This window comes from Paenibacillus sp. MAH-35 (genome assembly GCF_058135425.1).
This window is the reverse complement of the sequence record NZ_JBYUPU010000015.1, coordinates 1-16,184: the sequence shown is the minus strand read 5'-3', so window position 1 is coordinate 16,184 and position 16,184 is coordinate 1. Positions and strand designations below refer to the sequence as shown.

Genomic DNA, 16,184 nt, shown 5'->3' with positions numbered 1-16,184 from the left:
TCCCAAACCTCCCAAACCTCCAAACCCTTCAAACCCTCCAAAACCCCCCATCCCCCCAAAAAACCTAAACCCTAAATCCCCTCCCCCAAAAAGCTCCTATTCTGCCCACTACTGCTACGTGCTCTCTTACTCCTATTGATCTCATGTCCCCAAGCCCCCTTGCCGCCACAAGTTCTTTTCTTGATCGGGTCCACGGTTCCGTGTATCGTAAAGCTAGACAATACTGTGTTTGTCTCGGTTAGAACGGCGCTGCACACCCGACCCGATGCGCTTATTGGCAGCAGCAGCAGGCTCAAGAGGGCCCAAAGGATGCCCTCAAAAACGTTCAGTTGCCATTCAGGTTCCGCTCAGCATCGTTTCAGGGTGGCGGGCGATAATAGAAGAAGTACACACTGGGGAGGTTTCCAGGATGCGCCAGCTTAAGGGGATTAAAGTGCTGCTTGTCGACGACGAGCCGAATATATTGCAATTTCTGGAGCTGGGTCTGACGAACGAAGGTTTCGACGTACAGACGGCACAGGACGGGATGACCGCGATCACGGTCGCCAGACAATTTCAGCCGCATGTCGCCATTCTCGACGTGATGATGCCCGGGATGGACGGCTTCGAGGTGTGCAAGATGCTGAAAAAGTCGGAAAATGTCGCGATCATTATGCTGACGGCCAAAGACGAGGTGGACGACCGTGTGAAAGGGCTGACGCTCGGGGCCGACGACTATGTCGTCAAGCCGTTCAGCTTCGAAGAGCTGCTCGCCCGTATCCATGCCAGGGTGCGGAATCAGTTTCCGAATCTGCTGGGCGAAGTGGCTGCCGGGCCGTTCCGGATCGACGATCGCCGCAAAGAGATCAGTTACGCGGATAAAGTGCTGGAGCTGTCTCCTACCGAATACGAGCTGCTCAAATTCTTAGTGACCAACCACGGGCTCGTCCTTAGCAAAAGTATGATTTTGGACAAGGTGTGGGGGTACGATTTCGGCGGTGAGGAAAATATCGTCGAGGTGTACATCCGGTCCTTGAGAGACAAGCTCGGAGACAAGGAGCATCGGGTCATCCGTACGCTGCGGGGAGCGGGCTACCGGGTTGATGTGACATGAAGAAGCGGGGACGGTTCCGGTTTCCCCGGGCTTTAACGCCGCATTCGCTGCGGTTCCAGCTGCTGGCCCGGTCTTTGCTCGTAATAGCCGTCATTTTACTGTTTATCGGGTTATTCCAGTACGTGTTCATGCGCGAGTTTTTGTTTAAAAACAAAGCGGAAAGCATGCAGGGCCAGCTTCGCTCGGTTCCCCGGGAGGTGCTTCTGAGCACGGGGGACTGGGGGTACGAAGGGCCGGGAGGACGCAAGCCGATGCTGTACTTCCCGGATATGACGTTCGCCGTCATCGATGCGTCCGGCACGTTCACCAATATGTCCGGATGGCCGGAGGCCGGCGAGCCGCCGAGGCTGGAGGATGCCGAATACGAGGAAGCGATGAAGCTGAAGCCGAAGGACGGGCTGCACTATTCCGTGATGCGCGATGCGCAAGGAGCCGAGCAACTGGTCGTGCTGCAGCCGATCGATTCCCGGGGGCGCATCCTCGGCGTCGCCCAGCTAAGCATGAGTACGGCGCCGCTCCACGACGTCGCGGTTAATCAGCTCTTCGTGTTCTCCGCGCTCTCCTTGCTTGCGCTGCTGCTTGGCCTGCTTGCCTTTATTCCCGTATTGCGTCGGACGCTCGTTCCTTTGTCCAAAATCGTGGATACCGTGGAACGGATCGACGCCGGCAATCTCGACGAACGGTTCCCTTCCCGGCAAGGCCAGCAGGAGATCGACCGGCTGGCCGTGTCGTTTAACGGCATGCTGGAGCGGCTGGAGGCTTCCTTTCTCGCGGAGAAGGAGGCGAAGGAACAGATGCGGCGGTTCGTCGCGGACGCTTCTCATGAGCTGCGGACGCCGCTTACGTCGATTCACGGCTTTCTCGAGGTGCTGCTGCGCGGAGCGATGCATCAGCCGAACCAACTGGAGAAAGCGTTGACGAGCATGTACGGCGAATCGGAGCGAATCAACAAGCTGGTCCACGATCTGCTGCTGCTCGCCAAGCTGGACCGCGCGCCTTCCGTCGTATGGAGCGAAGGCGATCTGGGCCGGCTGCTGACAGAGATGGAGTCCCAGCTGCGGCTGCTGGCAGGCGAACGGGAGGTCGTGCTCCGGATCGAATCCGCAGCGAAATGCCGGTACGACACGGACAAGATCAAGCAGTTGGTGCTGAATCTGTTCCAGAACGCGGTCCAGCATACCGAACCGAAGTCGGGCCGCATCGGGGTGACTTTAACCGGGACGGAAGACGGGGTTGAGCTTGCCGTAGCGGATAACGGCCCGGGTATTCCCGAGGAGCATCTCCCGCATGTGTTCGACCGCTTCTACCGGGGGGAATCGTCGCGTACCCGCAAGTCGGGCGGAGCGGGACTCGGTCTTGCCATCACGAAGTCGATTGTGGACGCTCACGGTGGGACGATTCGCGTCCGGAGCGCGCCTGGAGCGGGAAGCACCTTTACCGTCCGGCTTCCCCGCAGCGGGACGCCGGACTAAGATTGGGAACGGATAGAGCCGAAGGATGATCCGTATGGCGGGAAGCGATGCGGGTTTCTTCCGGTTCTTTTTTGGCGTATCCGGATTTTGGTATAAGAAGCGACCCGCTTACAAAAGATAACTTGAATCTACCAAGATCAGCCTGCCATACGGGAGAGAATCGATGCGAACGGATAAAAAGATTACCGCCTTTCAGCTGTACATGATGCTTATGCTGTTTATCGGTATTTCCAATCACGTCCTGTTGATTCCCGTCCTGCTCTCGACAGCCAAAAGAGATTCCTGGATCGGCACGGCCGCCGCCATACTGCCTGCTTTGCTATGGGTAGCGCTGCTGTATGTCACGATCCGCACGACCGACCGGAAGAAGCTGACCGACTGGCTGCACCAACGGTACGGGATCGTTCCCGGCGCTATACTTCGATTCGTCCTGATCGGTTATTTCGCCATCGTCGGATTTGTGTCGCTTCTGGATACGATCACCTGGACGCAAGTGACGTATTTGCCCCGCACGCCGAGACTTTTGATCGCTCTGGCCTTCCTGCTCGTCTGCTGGTTTGCCGCCAAAAAGGGAATACGGGCGATCGCCGTCACATCGGGGATTTTGCTGCCGGGGGTAGTCTTTCTCGGCTACATGGTAGCGAGCGCCAATCTGCAATATAAAGATTACAGCCTGCTTTTTCCTTTGTTCACCCACGGCTACACTTCGGCTCTGAACGCAATGGGATACACGTGCGGGGCGTTGTTCGAGCTTACGATCGTTTTGTTTATGCAGCAGCACGTCTCGAATAAGATCCGGCCGGCCGGCTTGATCGTGATGTGCTTCATCATCGTCGGATTGACGCTTGGACCGTTAACCGGCTCCCTGGCGATATTCGGACCGTTCGAATCGGCCTATCAGCGGTATCCGGCTTTCGAGCAGTGGCGGATGGTGACGATGGGGAAGTTTATTTCGCATGTGGATTTTTTTTCGATCTACCAGTGGATTGCAGGTTCGTTCGTCCGGATTTCTTTGTCGCTGTTTCTGATCGGCGACATTGCTGGGATTCGCCAACAGCGCAACCGGACGCTCCTGCAATCCTGGTTGGGTCTGCTGTTCCTGGCCGGCATGCTTATTCCGTTTAGCGACGCTTCCTTGCTTGATTTTTTGCAAAACTGGTTTTTCCCCGGTGAGTTCATTCTTCATCTTGTCCTGACGATATTGCTAGTTGTATTCGCCCTACTGCCGGCAGGACGCAGAAAGGAGAGTTCCGCCCCATGATCCCGTTATCGAGATGGACGGAGAGCAGCGTCAGGGAGATGCTTAGCAAGTCGCATGACGTAGCCGTCGAGACATGTATCTTCGGTCCCCCGGGAACAACCCATAGGGTAGTCCTGATCTACGCCAAAGGTCTGATCAATAACCAAACGCTCGAGGAAGTGGTACTTCCTTATTTGCGGGACATGCTGGATCAGGCCATCACGGTCGATCCCGTTCTTCTGGAACGCAACCAGCGGCTGATGCTGCGGCCCGTAGCTGCGGATCAGACGACGGAATCGGTGATGGCCGATCTGTTCTCCGGATACTTGATCGTATTTTTGGAGACGTCGGGTTTGATCTACACGCTTAACATCTGCAACTTGCCTAACCGGAATCCGGAGGAGTCGAGTTCGGAAGTATCGATTAAAGGGCCGAGAGATTCGTTTACCGAAAGTATAGGCGTGAACGTGGCATTGGTCCGGAAAAGGCTGAAGTCGAACTCGATGAAGTGCGAGGTTTATTCGGTCGGCAGGCGCAGTAAAACATCGGTCGCCCTGCTGTATATCGACGATGTGATCGATCCCGATCTGGTGGACGACGCAAGACAGAAACTCCAGGCCATCGACGTTGACGGGCTGGTCAGCAGCAGTCAGCTGGAGGAAGGGTTGACGGGCTCGTCCCTTAGTTTGTTTCCGCTTCTGGACTACACCGGGCGTCCGGATTTTGTAGCCGACAGTTTGCTCCGGGGAAGAATGGGTATTATGGTGGACGGCTCTCCGATGGCGCTCCTCGGTCCGGCTAATTTGGTGTATATTATGAAGTCGCCGGAAGACGTTCATTTTCCGTATTATTATGTCGCGATGGAGCGGATTCTGCGTATTGTCGGGCTGCTGGTGGCCATCTTCCTGCCCGGTTTTTATATTGCCGTGACGGCGTTTAATCTCGATCAGATTCCGTTTCCGCTGCTGGCTACGATCTCTTCGCTCCGGATCGGGCTTCCCTTGTCGGGGCCGATGGATTTTTTCATTATGCTGGGGCTGTTCGAGCTGTTCCGGGAAGCGGGGATGCGTCTGCCCAAGGCGGTCGGGCAAACGGTTGCCGTAGTCGGCGGGCTGATCGTCGGCGACGCGGCGATCCGGGCCGGCATCACCGGACCGGCTACGCTTGTCGCTGTCGCGATCTCGACGATGGCGATGTTTACGCTCGTCAATCAGTCGCTCTCCGGCGCCGTCACACTGCTGCGTATTATTATTTTACTCGTATCGACCGTACTCGGGATGTTTGGCTTCATTTTGTCCGTCGTCGCGCTCACGCTGTATCTGGCGACGCTGGAGACGTTCGGGGTATCCTACTTGGCGCCTCTATCTCCTCCACGGTACAGGGAACTGGTGCAGGCGATATTGGCGAAGCCGTTTGCGCTGATGAAGCGCCGGCCTTCGTTCCTGAAGCCGGTCGACCGGACGCGAAGGGGAGGGGATGCGTCTTGATTTATTTGTTACGGACGACGCTGGTCCTTGGAGCCGTCGTGTTGTTTTTGAGCGGCTGCTGGGATATGAAGTCGATTCAGGATACGAACTACGTCGCCGCGCTCGACTTCCAGGACGGCAAATATGTCGTATACGCCCAACTGCTCGACTTCTCCAACGTATCGAATCCTGATTTTTCCAAAGGCGGCGCGGCCGGAAATGTGTGGTCGGGCAAGGAGGAGGGCATCACCGTCGTCGACGCGATGAACCAGCTGTATCGGACGTCGCAGCAGCGCGTGTTTTGGGGCCAGGTGTCGTCGATCGTCTTCAGTCAGGAAGCTTTAAAACACGGCGTTTTGCAATATTTAGACGGAGTAATCCGTTTTCGCGAGATTCGGTATACGCAGTGGGTGTACGGCACGAACGAACCGATCGACCGGCTGTTTACAGTCACTCCTTTCTTTAATTTGTCGCCGCTCGCGTCGATTCTGCATCAGCCGGAAGACAATTACCGGCAGCGTTCCTACATTCGTCCGCTCCGGCTTCACAAGATGGTCTCGCAGCTGCGAGAACCCGGCAACAGCTTGCTGCTCCCGATGCTGGCCATCGACCGGGAAGTATGGAAAAAAAACGACTCGCCCGATAGCAAGCTAGTTGTGGAGGGAGTTTTCGCCCTCTCCCAGAGAAATGATCCGGTCTTTGTAAAAGATTCGGAGCTGATCGGACTTCGCTGGATGGAGAAAGATTCGAAACGCGGCGATCTGGTGATCAGCCACGATGGCCAACCTTCCGCCTCGCTATCGATCGAAAACCTAAGATCGGATATCCGGTTTGACGAGGCGGGCGGCAGCTTTTCGATCCAATTCAGCTGTTCGGCTACGATAGCGGAACTGGTGGAAGGGATGACGGAACAGGAAATCGAGTGGGCGACGGTGGAGACGATCCGCTCTCAAATCAGGCAGACGTTCGAGAACGGCCGGAAGAAGGGGCTTGATCTGTTTCACCTCAACCATGAGCTGTACCGCAAACATTTTCCGGTCTGGAGCAAGCTGACCCGCAACGGGATGACTTCGCTGGAGGAGTACAATCTCGGCACTATTGAAGTGAGCGTCGACTTGCTGCACTCGGGGATGTACCGGATTACGAAGCAGCCGAAATATCAATATTAGTTTGAAGAAGAGCCTTCCGGAGGAGTGAGTCCGAGAGGCTCTTTGTTTGGTTTCGGGGAAGGTTTGATTAAAAGCGTAAAAGCGATTTGTACCCCTTATTTGGTCGATAATCGGGATCAACGGGTAAATAAGAGCGGTTTCCAGCTTTAGGGGAGATCCTCCGTATACCTTCACAAGAAAGACGCTTCATAAAAAAAGAAGCCCCGCGGCTCGGAAACGGCAGCGGGGCGCAACTCGTATGCGTCAGATCAAGGCTGATCGGGTTATCGGAAGAACGTCGAACTTCTTATAGAAAAGCGGTTTCAGGTCCGGATTCACGACATACCTCAGTGGTGAATCGGCGGTCCGATCGAATGGTGCCAACCGGTTTAGGGGATACCAATACTGTCGCTGAACAAAATACCCATTTTGTTAGGTTAGGAGGAAGGCATAGACAGTATCATTATACTGGTTATGGAACAAGTTGTCATTTAGAATTTCGACATAGTCAGACAATTTTCGTTCTATAAGGAAAAGGATTCCAATGCCTCGTCCACCATATCGTCGTTAATTCCGATATATCGCAGTGTGATGGAAGGACTGGAATGTCCAAATATGTATTGCAGCATCGCCACATCTTTCGTCTTCTGATAGAAGTGATATCCGAACGTTTTCCGCAATGTATGTGTTCCGATTGCCCCTTCCACCCGGCATACTTTGGCGGCCTGATGAATAATATGCCAGGCCTGAATCCGGCTGATCGGAGCGCCTCCTTTCTTCGACGGGAACAAGTAATCCGAGTCTGCGTACCGTTTCGTGTACTTTTCGATTTCGTTCCGGAGCGTGTCGGAAATGATCGTTTTACGTGCATTGCCCGTCTTCTTCTCGCGAACTTTCAGATGCTTCGTATACTTCACATCCATAACCCGCAACGGCAAAATATCGCTGATCCGCAGACCCGAATTAATGCCGAAAACAAATAAAAAATAATCCCGGTAAGACCGGTGAAGCAAATATTCCTTGATTTGCTGAATTTGCTCCAAGTCACGTATCGGCTCTACGGCATTGGCACCTCGTCTGTTAGTCATGAGAGTCTCCGTTAGTTAGATTAAATGCAATATTTTGAAACATAATGTTATATAAGATTATCGGCGATTATTGTCGAAATTGCAACGTTCCTTACTCCCACAAGGGAAATGAGCCTTTAGACTTAGGGTTTCAGATCTAACAAAATGGGTATTTTGTTCTATTCGAGGAAGCGGAGTTCGTTACGGATAGTAAATATGTCGATAAAGGAGGGACCTTGCTTTGATGGATCAAGCATTCCGGCCCGGTACAGCAGCGCTTACGTCTAAAGGCGAAAGGCCGGCTCCGGCTCCTGGACGTAAAGGAGTAGAGTTCCGGTGAAGAGCATAATGGAGGATTGTCTGCGCCGTTTCTTGGACAAAGGCGACCGGATGACCTACGAGCACAGCTTGCGGGTCGGGCATCTGGCGCGGATTGTAGCCGCCCATGTATCGGGGTGGACGGAAGAAGAGAAGGAAGCTTTTGTCGCGGGCTGCTGCATTCACGACATCGGGAAACGGATGATTCCGCTTGAGATTTTACACAAGCCGACCGTTCTGACCTCCGAGGAGTGGAGAAGCATGAGAAGACATCCGGAAATCGGGATGAGACTGCTTCATATCAACGGCTACATGCACCCTCCTGTAGCCGATATCGTGCAATATCATCACGAGCGATGGGACGGTCTGGGGTATCCGCATGGCTTGAAAGGAAGCGAGATTCCCGAATGGGCGCGGGTATGCTCGGTGATCGACGCCTTCGACACGATGGTGTCGAATCGGCCCTACCGCAGAGGGTTGTCTGTCGAGCAGGCCAAAGAGGAGCTGCGCAGGCAAAGCGGCACACAATTCGATCCGGACGCGGTCGAATTGTTTTTGAATGTGCCTTTCGAGTCATTTCGGGCGGCGACTGAATTTTGCGAGACGTATCCCTTTCCGGGTTCTTCGAGATGGAAGCGGAATTTGGAGACAAATGTTCACGAGGCGCAAATGAATGCTACAGCATGGAGGAGAAGTGGACAATGAGATGGTTCCTGAACTTGAAAACATCCGTTAAACTGATTTCCGCTTTTGTAACGGTTGCGGTTTTGCTGGCGGCCGTAGGTCTGTATGCCTTATCCAATATGAGTATGTTAAACGGAAATGTCCGGGAAGTGTACAACAACAATCTCGTCTCGGTACGAGACCTGTCGGCCGCGCAGATCAGCTATCAGCAGATGCGTGTAGCCATCCGGGAAATGAGCACGACGACCGATAAATCACAGCTGGATCAGCTGTCCCGGGAAATCGACGAATACAAAAAAGAGTTCGTCGACAAGATCGAATCTTACCGTAAAGTTGCCGTTACAAAAGAGGAGCAGGACGAGCTGAAAGCGTTCGATCCGGCATACGCCGCTTACGATAAGCTGTTCGATCAGGCTCGCCAGATTACGTATCAGAACGACTGGGAAGCGTTCCGCAAATTTCAACTGGAGGAATTGAACCCGGTCGCGACAAAAATGAGAACCCACCTGACGAAGCTGATCGACATGAATGTAGAGATCGCGGGAGCGACCTACGTGGAATCCGGCGAGGCTTACACGTCGGCGCGCAACGTAACGGTTGCGGTCATCATCTTGGCTTTTGTGATCAGCATTTTGCTCGGTTATTACATAGCGCGGACGATCGCGAATCCGCTGGGACAGATGGTGCAACTCATTGCGAAAGTCGCGGAGGGCGATTTGCGGGAACAATCCGAAATCGACACGCGCGACGAGATCGGCCAATTGGCCGGCTCGCTCAACGAGATGATTCATAATCTGCAAAGACTGATCGGCGGAATCGTCCAATCGTCCCAAAGCGTGGCGGCGGCGTCCGAGCAAATATCGGCCAGTACGGAAGAAATTGCAAGCAGCAGCTCCAGCCAGGCCCAATCGGCGCAAACGATCACCGACCTGTTCGGCGAACTGACGTCTGCGATTCATTCGGTAGCCCGCAGCGCGGAGCAAGCGGCCGAGCTGTCCTCGGACACGGTGCGTACCGCAAGCGAGGGCGGTAAGGCGGTGGAGGCGTCCGTAGCCGGGATGCAAGCGGTCAATGAAAAAATGTCGCGTCTTGAAGAAGATTCGCAGCGCATCGGAGATATTATCGAGGTGATTGACGAAATCGCCGATCAAACCAATCTGCTTGCCCTGAATGCGGCGATCGAAGCGGCCCGGGCGGGGGATCAGGGCAGAGGCTTCGCCGTAGTTGCCGACGAGGTTCGCAAGCTGGCCGAACGAAGCAGCGAAGCGACCAAGCAGATCTCGACGATCATCAAGACGATGCAGGACAATACGAAGCAAAGCGTCTCGGCAGTACTCGTCAGTACGGAGCAATCGGTCAAAATGGGCGATGCGTTCCAGCGGATTGCCAGCATGGTCGATACGACAGCGGGCAAGGTGAATGAAATTGCCGCGGCAAGCGAGGAGCAGTCGGCCCAGGCTACGGAAGTAATGAGCTCGGTAGAGACGATCGCGGCGGGCAGTCAGGAAGCGGCGGCGTCTTCCGAAGAGACGGCTGCGACGTGCCAGTCTCTGGCTCAGCTGGCGGATGAGCTGCACACGTCCGTCTCGGTGTTCAAGATCAGCTAATTTGTCGTTAGGAGGCTTGAACGTGAACGTGGCTACCGTTCGGCAAGAGCAATATATCGAGTTTCGCATAGGAGAGGAAAACTATGCGATCCGCATCGAGCACATCCATGAAATTATTAGGCTGCAGACGATTACGCCTCTTCCGCATTCGAAGCCGTATGTGAAAGGTGTCATTAATTTGCGCGGGCACGTGGTGCCGGTCATCTCGCTGCGCAGGTTGTTCGGCATGGCGGACGATACGGATACCAAATCAACGCGAATCGTGGTCATTAAGCATCTGGAGCAATCGGTAGGGGTGCGGGTCGATTTGGTCAACAAGGTGACCCTGTACCCGGTTGTTCAGCCTCCGCCGGAGCGGATCGGCGATTTGAGCGGAGCTTTTTTTACCGGTATCGGAGTCAGGGAAGGGGAATTGGTCGGCCTTTTAAACCTGGATGAAGTGCTTCTGCGGGATTAATGGCGGGTAGAGCGTGTCTAAGGAGATGCCCGGACAAAGAACATAACGGCAGGCACTGCTTCGGGGTGGAGCGGTGCTTGTTTATTTTTAGAACGTGCCGGCGTGTATCCGCTGTGGCAAACCTTTATCGAGGGGAGCGAAACCGTGACGTTATCGTTTTTTTTGCTTCCAATGCGGTATAATGACACAAGCGGAGCCGTTTTTAGGGTATCCTACTCCTAGTGGAGACCGACAGCAAGGAAAGGCGTGATCAAGTGGTAGAGAAACGTTTCTCGAAAGAGTCCAGATGTTACAAGACGTTCCGGGTATTTCCGACCGACGTGAATAACTACGATACGCTGTTCGGAGGCAAGCTGATGGCGCATATCGACGACATCGCCTCCATCGCCGCATCCAAGCATAGCCGCAGCTTTGTGGTAACGGCGTCTACCGATTCGGTGGACTTCCTGTCCCCGATCCCGATGACCGCTTCCGTATGTCTGGAATCGTATGTAACCTGGACCGGCCGAAGCTCGATGGAAGTGTTCGTCAAGGTCATCACCGAGGATCTCCTTAGCGGAGAACGCCATATCGCCGCAACCTCCTTTCTAACCTTCGTCGCGCTGGACGACAACAAGAAGCCGATTCCCGTGCCGCAGGTCGTGCCGGAATCTGAAGAGGAGATTCAGCTTCACCAGTCCGGAGACGGACGGGCGGATATGAGGCGCCACCGCCGCGAGCAGAGCAAGAAGTTCGCTGATTTTTTGACGACCAGCTATTCCTGGGAATGACCGGATATCGAGCAAAAGCCAGTAAACCGTTTCCTCAAACGGCTTGCTGGCTTTGTTGGTATACGGACAATTTTACTTCCACTTCTCGAATTCAGCTTCCAGTGTTTCCCTCGTCACCTTGCGTCGATGCAGCGACAGGCTGGGAGACTGAATGTTCAGCTGCGTTATTTTTTTGTTAATGTCCTTAATATGGGCGTCGATCGATGGTTCATCCGGATGGGTCCGCAGCAGCTCGAGCGTATATTCGATCGATTCCTGAATATCTTTGCGCAGCATAATCCATGGGGGCGGAACTTTGGCATTTTTCAGTATCGTCTGCAGCACGTCCTCGGTCGGCACCTCGACCGGTTTTCCTTTGCCGGGCAAGTGATCGAAGCCGCCGTTGCGCTTGCATTCCTCGAACGCCTCATCAAGCCAGTGGTGCATCCGCCTGTAATGTAAAATGGCGACTTGACGGTCTTCAAATGTATCGGCCGGCAAGGGGATGATCGGGCGCTGCGGAGGTTCCGAATAAACCCCGCCGTCCGGAAGGTTGTTGCGAGAAGACGACATGGCGTAATTCCCCGCTTTCTTATAGAACGGTTTGGTTCTAGCGTAGCGGATTGGCTGGACCGGGTCAAGCGGGAAGCGGCTAACCGGCGCGTCCACATTTTGCAGGAGACCGCTCCTGCGTTCCGGCACATAAATCGTTCCCCGAACCTTCATACTAACGTTAAAACGGAAGGGGAATGCCTTATGAAGCGGATCACCGCAATCGCGGTATGCTGTCTGCTGGCGTCCGGCTGCTGGAACGCGGGGCGTTCGGGAGAAAATAATCCGGCTGTACCAGCCCCGCGGGACTACGCGTCGGACGTTCCGCACAGCATTGTTCGGACGGAGGAGCTTACGGAGCTGATGGCGCAAACGGCCGAGCGGGAGCGGCGGCTATCCGATACGGTGTCCGTTCCGCCCAAGGCGAAGCCGATCGAGATCAAGCAGGACCCGCCGGCAGTTCCCCCGCATCAGGAGACGCGAGCCAAGCCGAAGCCGAGCGCCAAGCCGAAAGCGCCGCCCAAAGCTCCGGCGGTCAGCGCGCAGCAAAGCACGTCCGGACGGAAGCTGTCGCTCTCGGAGCTGAGAGCCAAGTACCCGGACTGGTTCAAGGTAAGCGGCGCAGCGAAGGAACCCCGGATCGCGCTGACGTTCGACGACGGTCCCGATTTACGCTTTACCCCGCAAGTGCTCGATGTATTGAAGGCCAATGGCGTGAAGGCGACCTTCTTCCTGCTGGGCAAAAAGGCGGAGGAGCATCCGGATATCGTAAAACGGATCGTACGGGAAGGTCATGCGATCGGCAATCATTCGTACCGCCACCCGCAGTTTACCAAATTAACGGTGGACGAATTTGCTTCGGAAATCGAGAAGGCGGAGGAGGTGCTGAACCGGCTCGCCGGTTACCGGCCCAAGCTGGTGCGTCCTCCCTATGGAGCGATTGATGAAGATGAGCTGCAGTGGGCCAAAAATAGAGGATACGTCATCGTCAACTGGAACGTCGATTCGCTTGATTGGAAAAACCTCGGGGAACAGCAAGTGTTAGGCAACATTCTCGGTCATACGAAGGCCGGAGCGATCGTTTTGCAGCATTCGGCCGGAGGAGACAGTCAAGACTTGTCCGGCACCGTCAAAGCGCTGCCCGGCATCATCGCGAAGCTGAGAGAGCAGGGCTACGGGCTGGTCACGGTTCCCGAACTGCTGAAGCTGCCCAAAAGCAAATAATGCCGCCGACTGCTAGTCGACGACATACACGGTTACATTCTGGTAACCGAACAATTTGGCTTGCTCGCCCGAGCTCGGCACGAAGATATCGATCCGGTTGCCCTTGATCGAGCCGCCCGTGTCGGACGCTACCGCCATCATTCCTCCGGCCGGCAGACCGTCGAACGTATAACCGGTGACGTATACGGTCGTTCCGAGCGGAATCACTTTGGGGTCTACGGCAATGGTGCCGACCTTCAGCGTATTGCCGAAATAATCAAGTCCGGCATAACCGCCGTTTTCTTCCGCGCTGCCTGTATAGGCGGAGGCGACTGCAGCGATGGTTTTGGCAGGTTTGATCTCTTTGCCCGCCACCGTGACGACCGGCTGGTTCGTTGACGGCTGCTTGGCGGTAGCTTTCGCTTCGGTTGCGGCTTTCGGTTGGGCCGCTGCCGGAGCTGCTTTTTTGGCTTGGTTTGGTTGCGCTTTCTTCGCTGTATCGGATGCGGCTGAAGCGGCGGCCTTCGGCTTGGCGGGTGCGCTGGCAACTGCAGCAGATGCTGCGGGAGCCTGCTGGGGCTGCTGTTCTGCAGCCTGCTGAGCCGTCTCTGCGAGTACGGCGGCCGCTGGTTCCGCTGAGGCCAATACCGTCACGATTCCTTGAGCCGGATATGCGGAGGGAGACAACGTCCCGCCATCTGCAAATAAATGAGTCTGAAAAACAAACGGAGCCAGCATCGGCATCAAGGCCGGGTCGTAGGGACGCCCCCCTGCGGTTGCTGACGATCCGGTTCCGGATAGGGCGAACAAAGCGAAACTGCCCGCAAGCAAAGCGTGCTTCCAGGGTAAGTACTTCACGAACGGCATCTCTCCTTTTGACGGCCTACGAGGTTAGTTGTCGGATTCGGGCTGAGGATACAACCCTACGCGCAGAAACGCGATTCACCCCGGAGCGGACTTGTCCGCTTGGTGATAATCCCCCGCACTTATGGAAACCGCGAATGGTAAAACTTCGCAGTTTTGAAGTTTCGGCTTCTTGTAGAAGGCTAACATATGTCGGACGGAAGGGGAAAGCCTCAAAATTTTCCAGTTGCAATTTCGCCGTGCCGAAAACAGCTCGTCACATGGTCCTGCACCATCCCGGTTGCCTGCATAAGCGCGTAGCAAATCGTCGGGCCGACGAAGGTAAAGCCGCGCTTTTTTAAATCTTTGCTCATCGCTTCCGAGATGGGGGTGGAGGCGGGCACATCCTGCAAATGATCCCAGCGGTTGCGGATCGGATGTCCTCCGACAAATTGCCATATATATGCGTCGAAGCTGCCGAACTCCTGCTGAACCTGAAGGAAGCATCGGGCGTTGCGAACGGCGGACGCGATTTTGGCCCGGTTGCGCACGATGCCCTCGTTATTCATCAATTCCTCTATTTTGCGGTCGTCATATCCGGCGACTTGTACCGGATCGAACCGGTCGAACGCTTCGCCGTACTGTTCCCGCTTGCGCAGAATCGTGTACCAGCTAAGGCCGGCTTGAGCGCCCTCCAGTACGAGCCGCTCGAACAGGGCGTGATCCTCGTGAACAGGCACGCCCCATTCCCGGTCGTGGTAATCCCGGTAGAGCGGGCTGTCTGTGACCCAGCCGCAGCGTTTCAAAGGTTCCTGCATGAGAAAATCGCCTCCTTAGGTATCCACCCAGTCCTTCCAGTATAACGGAGGATGCCTCCGAAGGCGAAATTCCTGTCCCGATAGCAGGCTCAGGGTCTTAGTATCGTTCCTGCGATATAACGGGTCGCGTCCTTGTGACCGCCCGGATCATCTGCATCGTGAAAGTAGTAGGAGGCCAGCACTTCGCCCGGACGCACCTCGACGGCGCGGGGATAACCGAGATCCCGGCTGCCGCCGTCATCGCGCAGAATCAGCTCTTGCCCCCACGTCGCACCCCCGTCTTCGCTTGCACGCGCCCGGATGCCGTACGGCGGACGCCTGTAGCCGTAGACAGCGAACAAACACCCGTTAGCGAGGAGCGATAAGTGTACAACGTCCCCATGATCGTTGATGCGGTTAATAAATCGCCACGTTAATCCTCCGTCGTCGGAAGCGTACAGCTCGTTCCAGGCGGCGATCATTGCCGGTTTGCACCGGACTGCAACGAGAATCGTGCCGTCCGGCATCAGGACCGGGGACGGGCAGATGACGCGGTATTCCTGGCTGCCGGGCATAAGGGATACGAGGCTCCAATTACAGCCGTTGTCAAACGAGGCGAATACGACCGGACGGTCATGAGGATTCGTCTTCGGTCTTGCGGTCAAAAAGAGCAAAATAACTCCGTCGGGGCGTACGATATAGGAGGGCCGTCCCTGGTAGCGGGGAATGCCGCAGTCCGGCAGCATGCTGGCTTCTCCCCACGTAACGCCGCCGTCGCGCGACAGTTTGACCCATGCGCGTGCCTGATCGGAGCCGGAATTGGGCGTGCTCCAGCAAGCGAGCAGCACGTGAGGATCGTCAAAATCGCTGCCCTCGGTGATTTCGTGCTTGCGGCCGTACAGCAGCTTCTCGCCGAGCCTGTAATTATCGGCGATTTCGGTTGCGGCGGTCCATGTGCGTCCCCCGTCCCGGGTGCGAACGGCTGCGATCCGGCTGTACGTCTCTATCCGGTCGTGCTTCAGATTGCCGGGCACCAAGTAGTCGCAGGCGATGTTCATGAAGCCTACCAGGATGTCGTCTTCGGCTATTTTCCACATCCCCGCGTTAAACGGCCACGAACAAAACTCGTTATCGTTTCTGTAAATGACGACATGCTCCAGTCCGTCCGGCTTGACCGGCTTCCAGTAATTCATCGGCAGTTCCTCCTGTTTGATGCATAGTTTTCGCAAACTCGTGACTTCAGTCATGAGTTAGAAAACATCGGATAGGGCGTGGCTTATGCCACGATAACTATCCGATACATGTTTAGGTGACTATTACAACAATCCCTTTAATGTCAAGGTTTCTATAGGTGAACAACGCTGACATATGTTATCCTGTAATCAGAGGTGATTATGTGTCAGAAATAAAGCGTGGTCGTGGTTACGTCTATGCCATTCAGTACCACATCGTATGGTGCGTAAAGTACCGACACAAGATACTTGTGGA

Annotated in this window: 15 protein-coding genes, 1 pseudogene and 1 riboswitch; of the genes and pseudogenes, 11 read left to right on the top strand and 5 right to left on the bottom strand. The window is 55.2% G+C overall.

The genetic code is table 11. The annotated features are described in order from the left end of the window. The first annotated feature begins 409 nt into the window (after positions 1 to 409). The 5 genes from AC3Y2E_RS17375 to AC3Y2E_RS17355 all read left to right on the top strand — a co-directional run bounded on the left by AC3Y2E_RS17375 (position 410) and on the right by AC3Y2E_RS17355 (position 6,440). Complete coding sequence (locus tag AC3Y2E_RS17375; protein ID WP_332075258.1) at positions 410 to 1,093, top strand: response regulator transcription factor; 684 nt, start codon at positions 410 to 412, stop codon at positions 1,091 to 1,093. Continuing rightward, entirely contained in the window at positions 1,090 to 2,565 is a 1,476-nt protein-coding gene (locus AC3Y2E_RS17370) for a sensor histidine kinase (RefSeq protein ID WP_379212513.1), read from the top strand. The genes AC3Y2E_RS17375 and AC3Y2E_RS17370 overlap by 4 nt, the downstream gene beginning before the upstream one ends. 163 nt (positions 2,566 to 2,728) lie before the next feature. Beyond that, complete coding sequence (locus tag AC3Y2E_RS17365; RefSeq protein ID WP_379212511.1) at positions 2,729 to 3,826, top strand: GerAB/ArcD/ProY family transporter; 1,098 nt, start codon at positions 2,729 to 2,731, stop codon at positions 3,824 to 3,826. After that, on the top strand, positions 3,823 to 5,292 hold the full coding sequence (locus AC3Y2E_RS17360; RefSeq protein WP_379212509.1) for a spore germination protein: 1,470 nt from the start codon (positions 3,823 to 3,825) through the stop codon (positions 5,290 to 5,292). Before AC3Y2E_RS17365 ends, AC3Y2E_RS17360 begins: the two co-directional genes overlap by 4 nt. Continuing rightward, positions 5,289 to 6,440, top strand: coding sequence for a Ger(x)C family spore germination protein (locus AC3Y2E_RS17355; protein WP_379212507.1), 1,152 nt, complete (start codon positions 5,289 to 5,291; stop codon positions 6,438 to 6,440). The genes AC3Y2E_RS17360 and AC3Y2E_RS17355 overlap by 4 nt, the downstream gene beginning before the upstream one ends. Positions 6,441 to 6,943: 503 nt before the next feature. On the opposite strand, the gene AC3Y2E_RS17350 is transcribed toward AC3Y2E_RS17355, so the two are convergent. After that, on the bottom strand, positions 6,944 to 7,507 hold the full coding sequence (locus tag AC3Y2E_RS17350) for a site-specific integrase (RefSeq protein ID WP_379212505.1): 564 nt from the start codon (positions 7,505 to 7,507) through the stop codon (positions 6,944 to 6,946). Positions 7,508 to 7,822: 315 nt separating this feature from the next. Between AC3Y2E_RS17350 and AC3Y2E_RS17345 the strand changes: the two genes are divergently transcribed. The 4 genes from AC3Y2E_RS17345 to AC3Y2E_RS17330 all read left to right on the top strand — a co-directional run bounded on the left by AC3Y2E_RS17345 (position 7,823) and on the right by AC3Y2E_RS17330 (position 11,322). After that, on the top strand, positions 7,823 to 8,509 hold the full coding sequence (locus AC3Y2E_RS17345; protein ID WP_190930192.1) for an HD-GYP domain-containing protein: 687 nt from the start codon (positions 7,823 to 7,825) through the stop codon (positions 8,507 to 8,509). Beyond that, a complete protein-coding gene (locus AC3Y2E_RS17340; RefSeq protein ID WP_379212502.1) occupies positions 8,506 to 10,095 on the top strand; it encodes a methyl-accepting chemotaxis protein in 1,590 nt (529 codons plus the stop codon). The genes AC3Y2E_RS17345 and AC3Y2E_RS17340 overlap by 4 nt, the downstream gene beginning before the upstream one ends. A gap of 22 nt (positions 10,096 to 10,117) precedes the next feature. Then, the gene (locus tag AC3Y2E_RS17335; RefSeq protein WP_379212500.1) at positions 10,118 to 10,552 is read left to right on the top strand and encodes a chemotaxis protein CheW; all 435 of its coding nucleotides are present in this window, start codon (positions 10,118 to 10,120) and stop codon (positions 10,550 to 10,552) included. A 254-nt stretch (positions 10,553 to 10,806) separates the two neighbouring features. Further along, positions 10,807 to 11,322: an acyl-CoA thioesterase gene (locus tag AC3Y2E_RS17330; protein WP_317891254.1), complete on the top strand. Its 516-nt coding sequence runs from the start codon at positions 10,807 to 10,809 to the stop codon at positions 11,320 to 11,322. A gap of 72 nt (positions 11,323 to 11,394) precedes the next feature. Here the strand turns inward: AC3Y2E_RS17330 and AC3Y2E_RS17325 are convergent, their stop codons facing one another. Next, positions 11,395 to 12,003, bottom strand: a complete 609-nt coding sequence (locus tag AC3Y2E_RS17325) for a DnaJ family domain-containing protein (RefSeq protein ID WP_379212497.1) — start codon at positions 12,001 to 12,003, stop codon at positions 11,395 to 11,397. 54 nt (positions 12,004 to 12,057) lie between these two features. On the opposite strand from AC3Y2E_RS17325, the gene AC3Y2E_RS17320 reads away from it, so the two are divergent. After that, positions 12,058 to 13,077: a polysaccharide deacetylase family protein gene (locus tag AC3Y2E_RS17320; protein ID WP_379212495.1), complete on the top strand. Its 1,020-nt coding sequence runs from the start codon at positions 12,058 to 12,060 to the stop codon at positions 13,075 to 13,077. A 12-nt stretch (positions 13,078 to 13,089) separates the two neighbouring features. Here the strand turns inward: AC3Y2E_RS17320 and AC3Y2E_RS17315 are convergent, their stop codons facing one another. The 3 genes from AC3Y2E_RS17315 to AC3Y2E_RS17305 form a co-directional block, all read right to left on the bottom strand. Further along, positions 13,090 to 13,914 carry a 3D domain-containing protein gene (locus tag AC3Y2E_RS17315; RefSeq protein ID WP_379212493.1) on the bottom strand — a complete coding sequence of 275 codons (825 nt, stop codon included), beginning with the start codon at positions 13,912 to 13,914 and terminating at the stop codon, positions 13,090 to 13,092. A gap of 7 nt (positions 13,915 to 13,921) precedes the next feature. Further along, positions 13,922 to 14,066: riboswitch (cyclic di-AMP (ydaO/yuaA leader) on the bottom strand. Between the two features lie 66 nt (positions 14,067 to 14,132). After that, on the bottom strand, positions 14,133 to 14,717 hold the full coding sequence (locus AC3Y2E_RS17310) for a DNA-3-methyladenine glycosylase I (protein ID WP_379212491.1): 585 nt from the start codon (positions 14,715 to 14,717) through the stop codon (positions 14,133 to 14,135). Positions 14,718 to 14,806: 89 nt separating this feature from the next. Beyond that, positions 14,807 to 15,889, bottom strand: coding sequence for a sialidase family protein (locus tag AC3Y2E_RS17305; RefSeq protein ID WP_379212489.1), 1,083 nt, complete (start codon positions 15,887 to 15,889; stop codon positions 14,807 to 14,809). A 203-nt stretch (positions 15,890 to 16,092) separates the two neighbouring features. On the opposite strand from AC3Y2E_RS17305, the pseudogene AC3Y2E_RS17300 reads away from it, so the two are divergent. Continuing rightward, positions 16,093 to 16,184, top strand: a pseudogene (locus AC3Y2E_RS17300) (IS200/IS605 family transposase); the annotation flags it as partial.

Excerpts from the sequence above, each read along its gene's own strand:
- AC3Y2E_RS17375 (WP_332075258.1), top strand. The coding sequence starts at position 410 with ATGCGCCAGCTTAAGGGGATTAAAGTGCTGCTTGTCGACGACGAGCCG.
- AC3Y2E_RS17370 (WP_379212513.1), top strand. The coding sequence starts at position 1,090 with ATGAAGAAGCGGGGACGGTTCCGGTTTCCCCGGGCTTTAACGCCGCAT.
- AC3Y2E_RS17340 (WP_379212502.1), top strand. The coding sequence starts at position 8,506 with ATGAGATGGTTCCTGAACTTGAAAACATCCGTTAAACTGATTTCCGCT.
- AC3Y2E_RS17350 (WP_379212505.1), bottom strand. The coding sequence starts at position 7,507 with ATGACTAACAGACGAGGTGCCAATGCCGTAGAGCCGATACGTGACTTG.
- AC3Y2E_RS17310 (WP_379212491.1), bottom strand. The coding sequence starts at position 14,717 with ATGCAGGAACCTTTGAAACGCTGCGGCTGGGTCACAGACAGCCCGCTC.
- AC3Y2E_RS17360 (WP_379212509.1), top strand. The coding sequence starts at position 3,823 with ATGATCCCGTTATCGAGATGGACGGAGAGCAGCGTCAGGGAGATGCTT.
- AC3Y2E_RS17365 (WP_379212511.1), top strand. The coding sequence starts at position 2,729 with ATGCGAACGGATAAAAAGATTACCGCCTTTCAGCTGTACATGATGCTT.
- AC3Y2E_RS17305 (WP_379212489.1), bottom strand. The coding sequence starts at position 15,889 with ATGAATTACTGGAAGCCGGTCAAGCCGGACGGACTGGAGCATGTCGTC.
- AC3Y2E_RS17320 (WP_379212495.1), top strand. The coding sequence starts at position 12,058 with ATGAAGCGGATCACCGCAATCGCGGTATGCTGTCTGCTGGCGTCCGGC.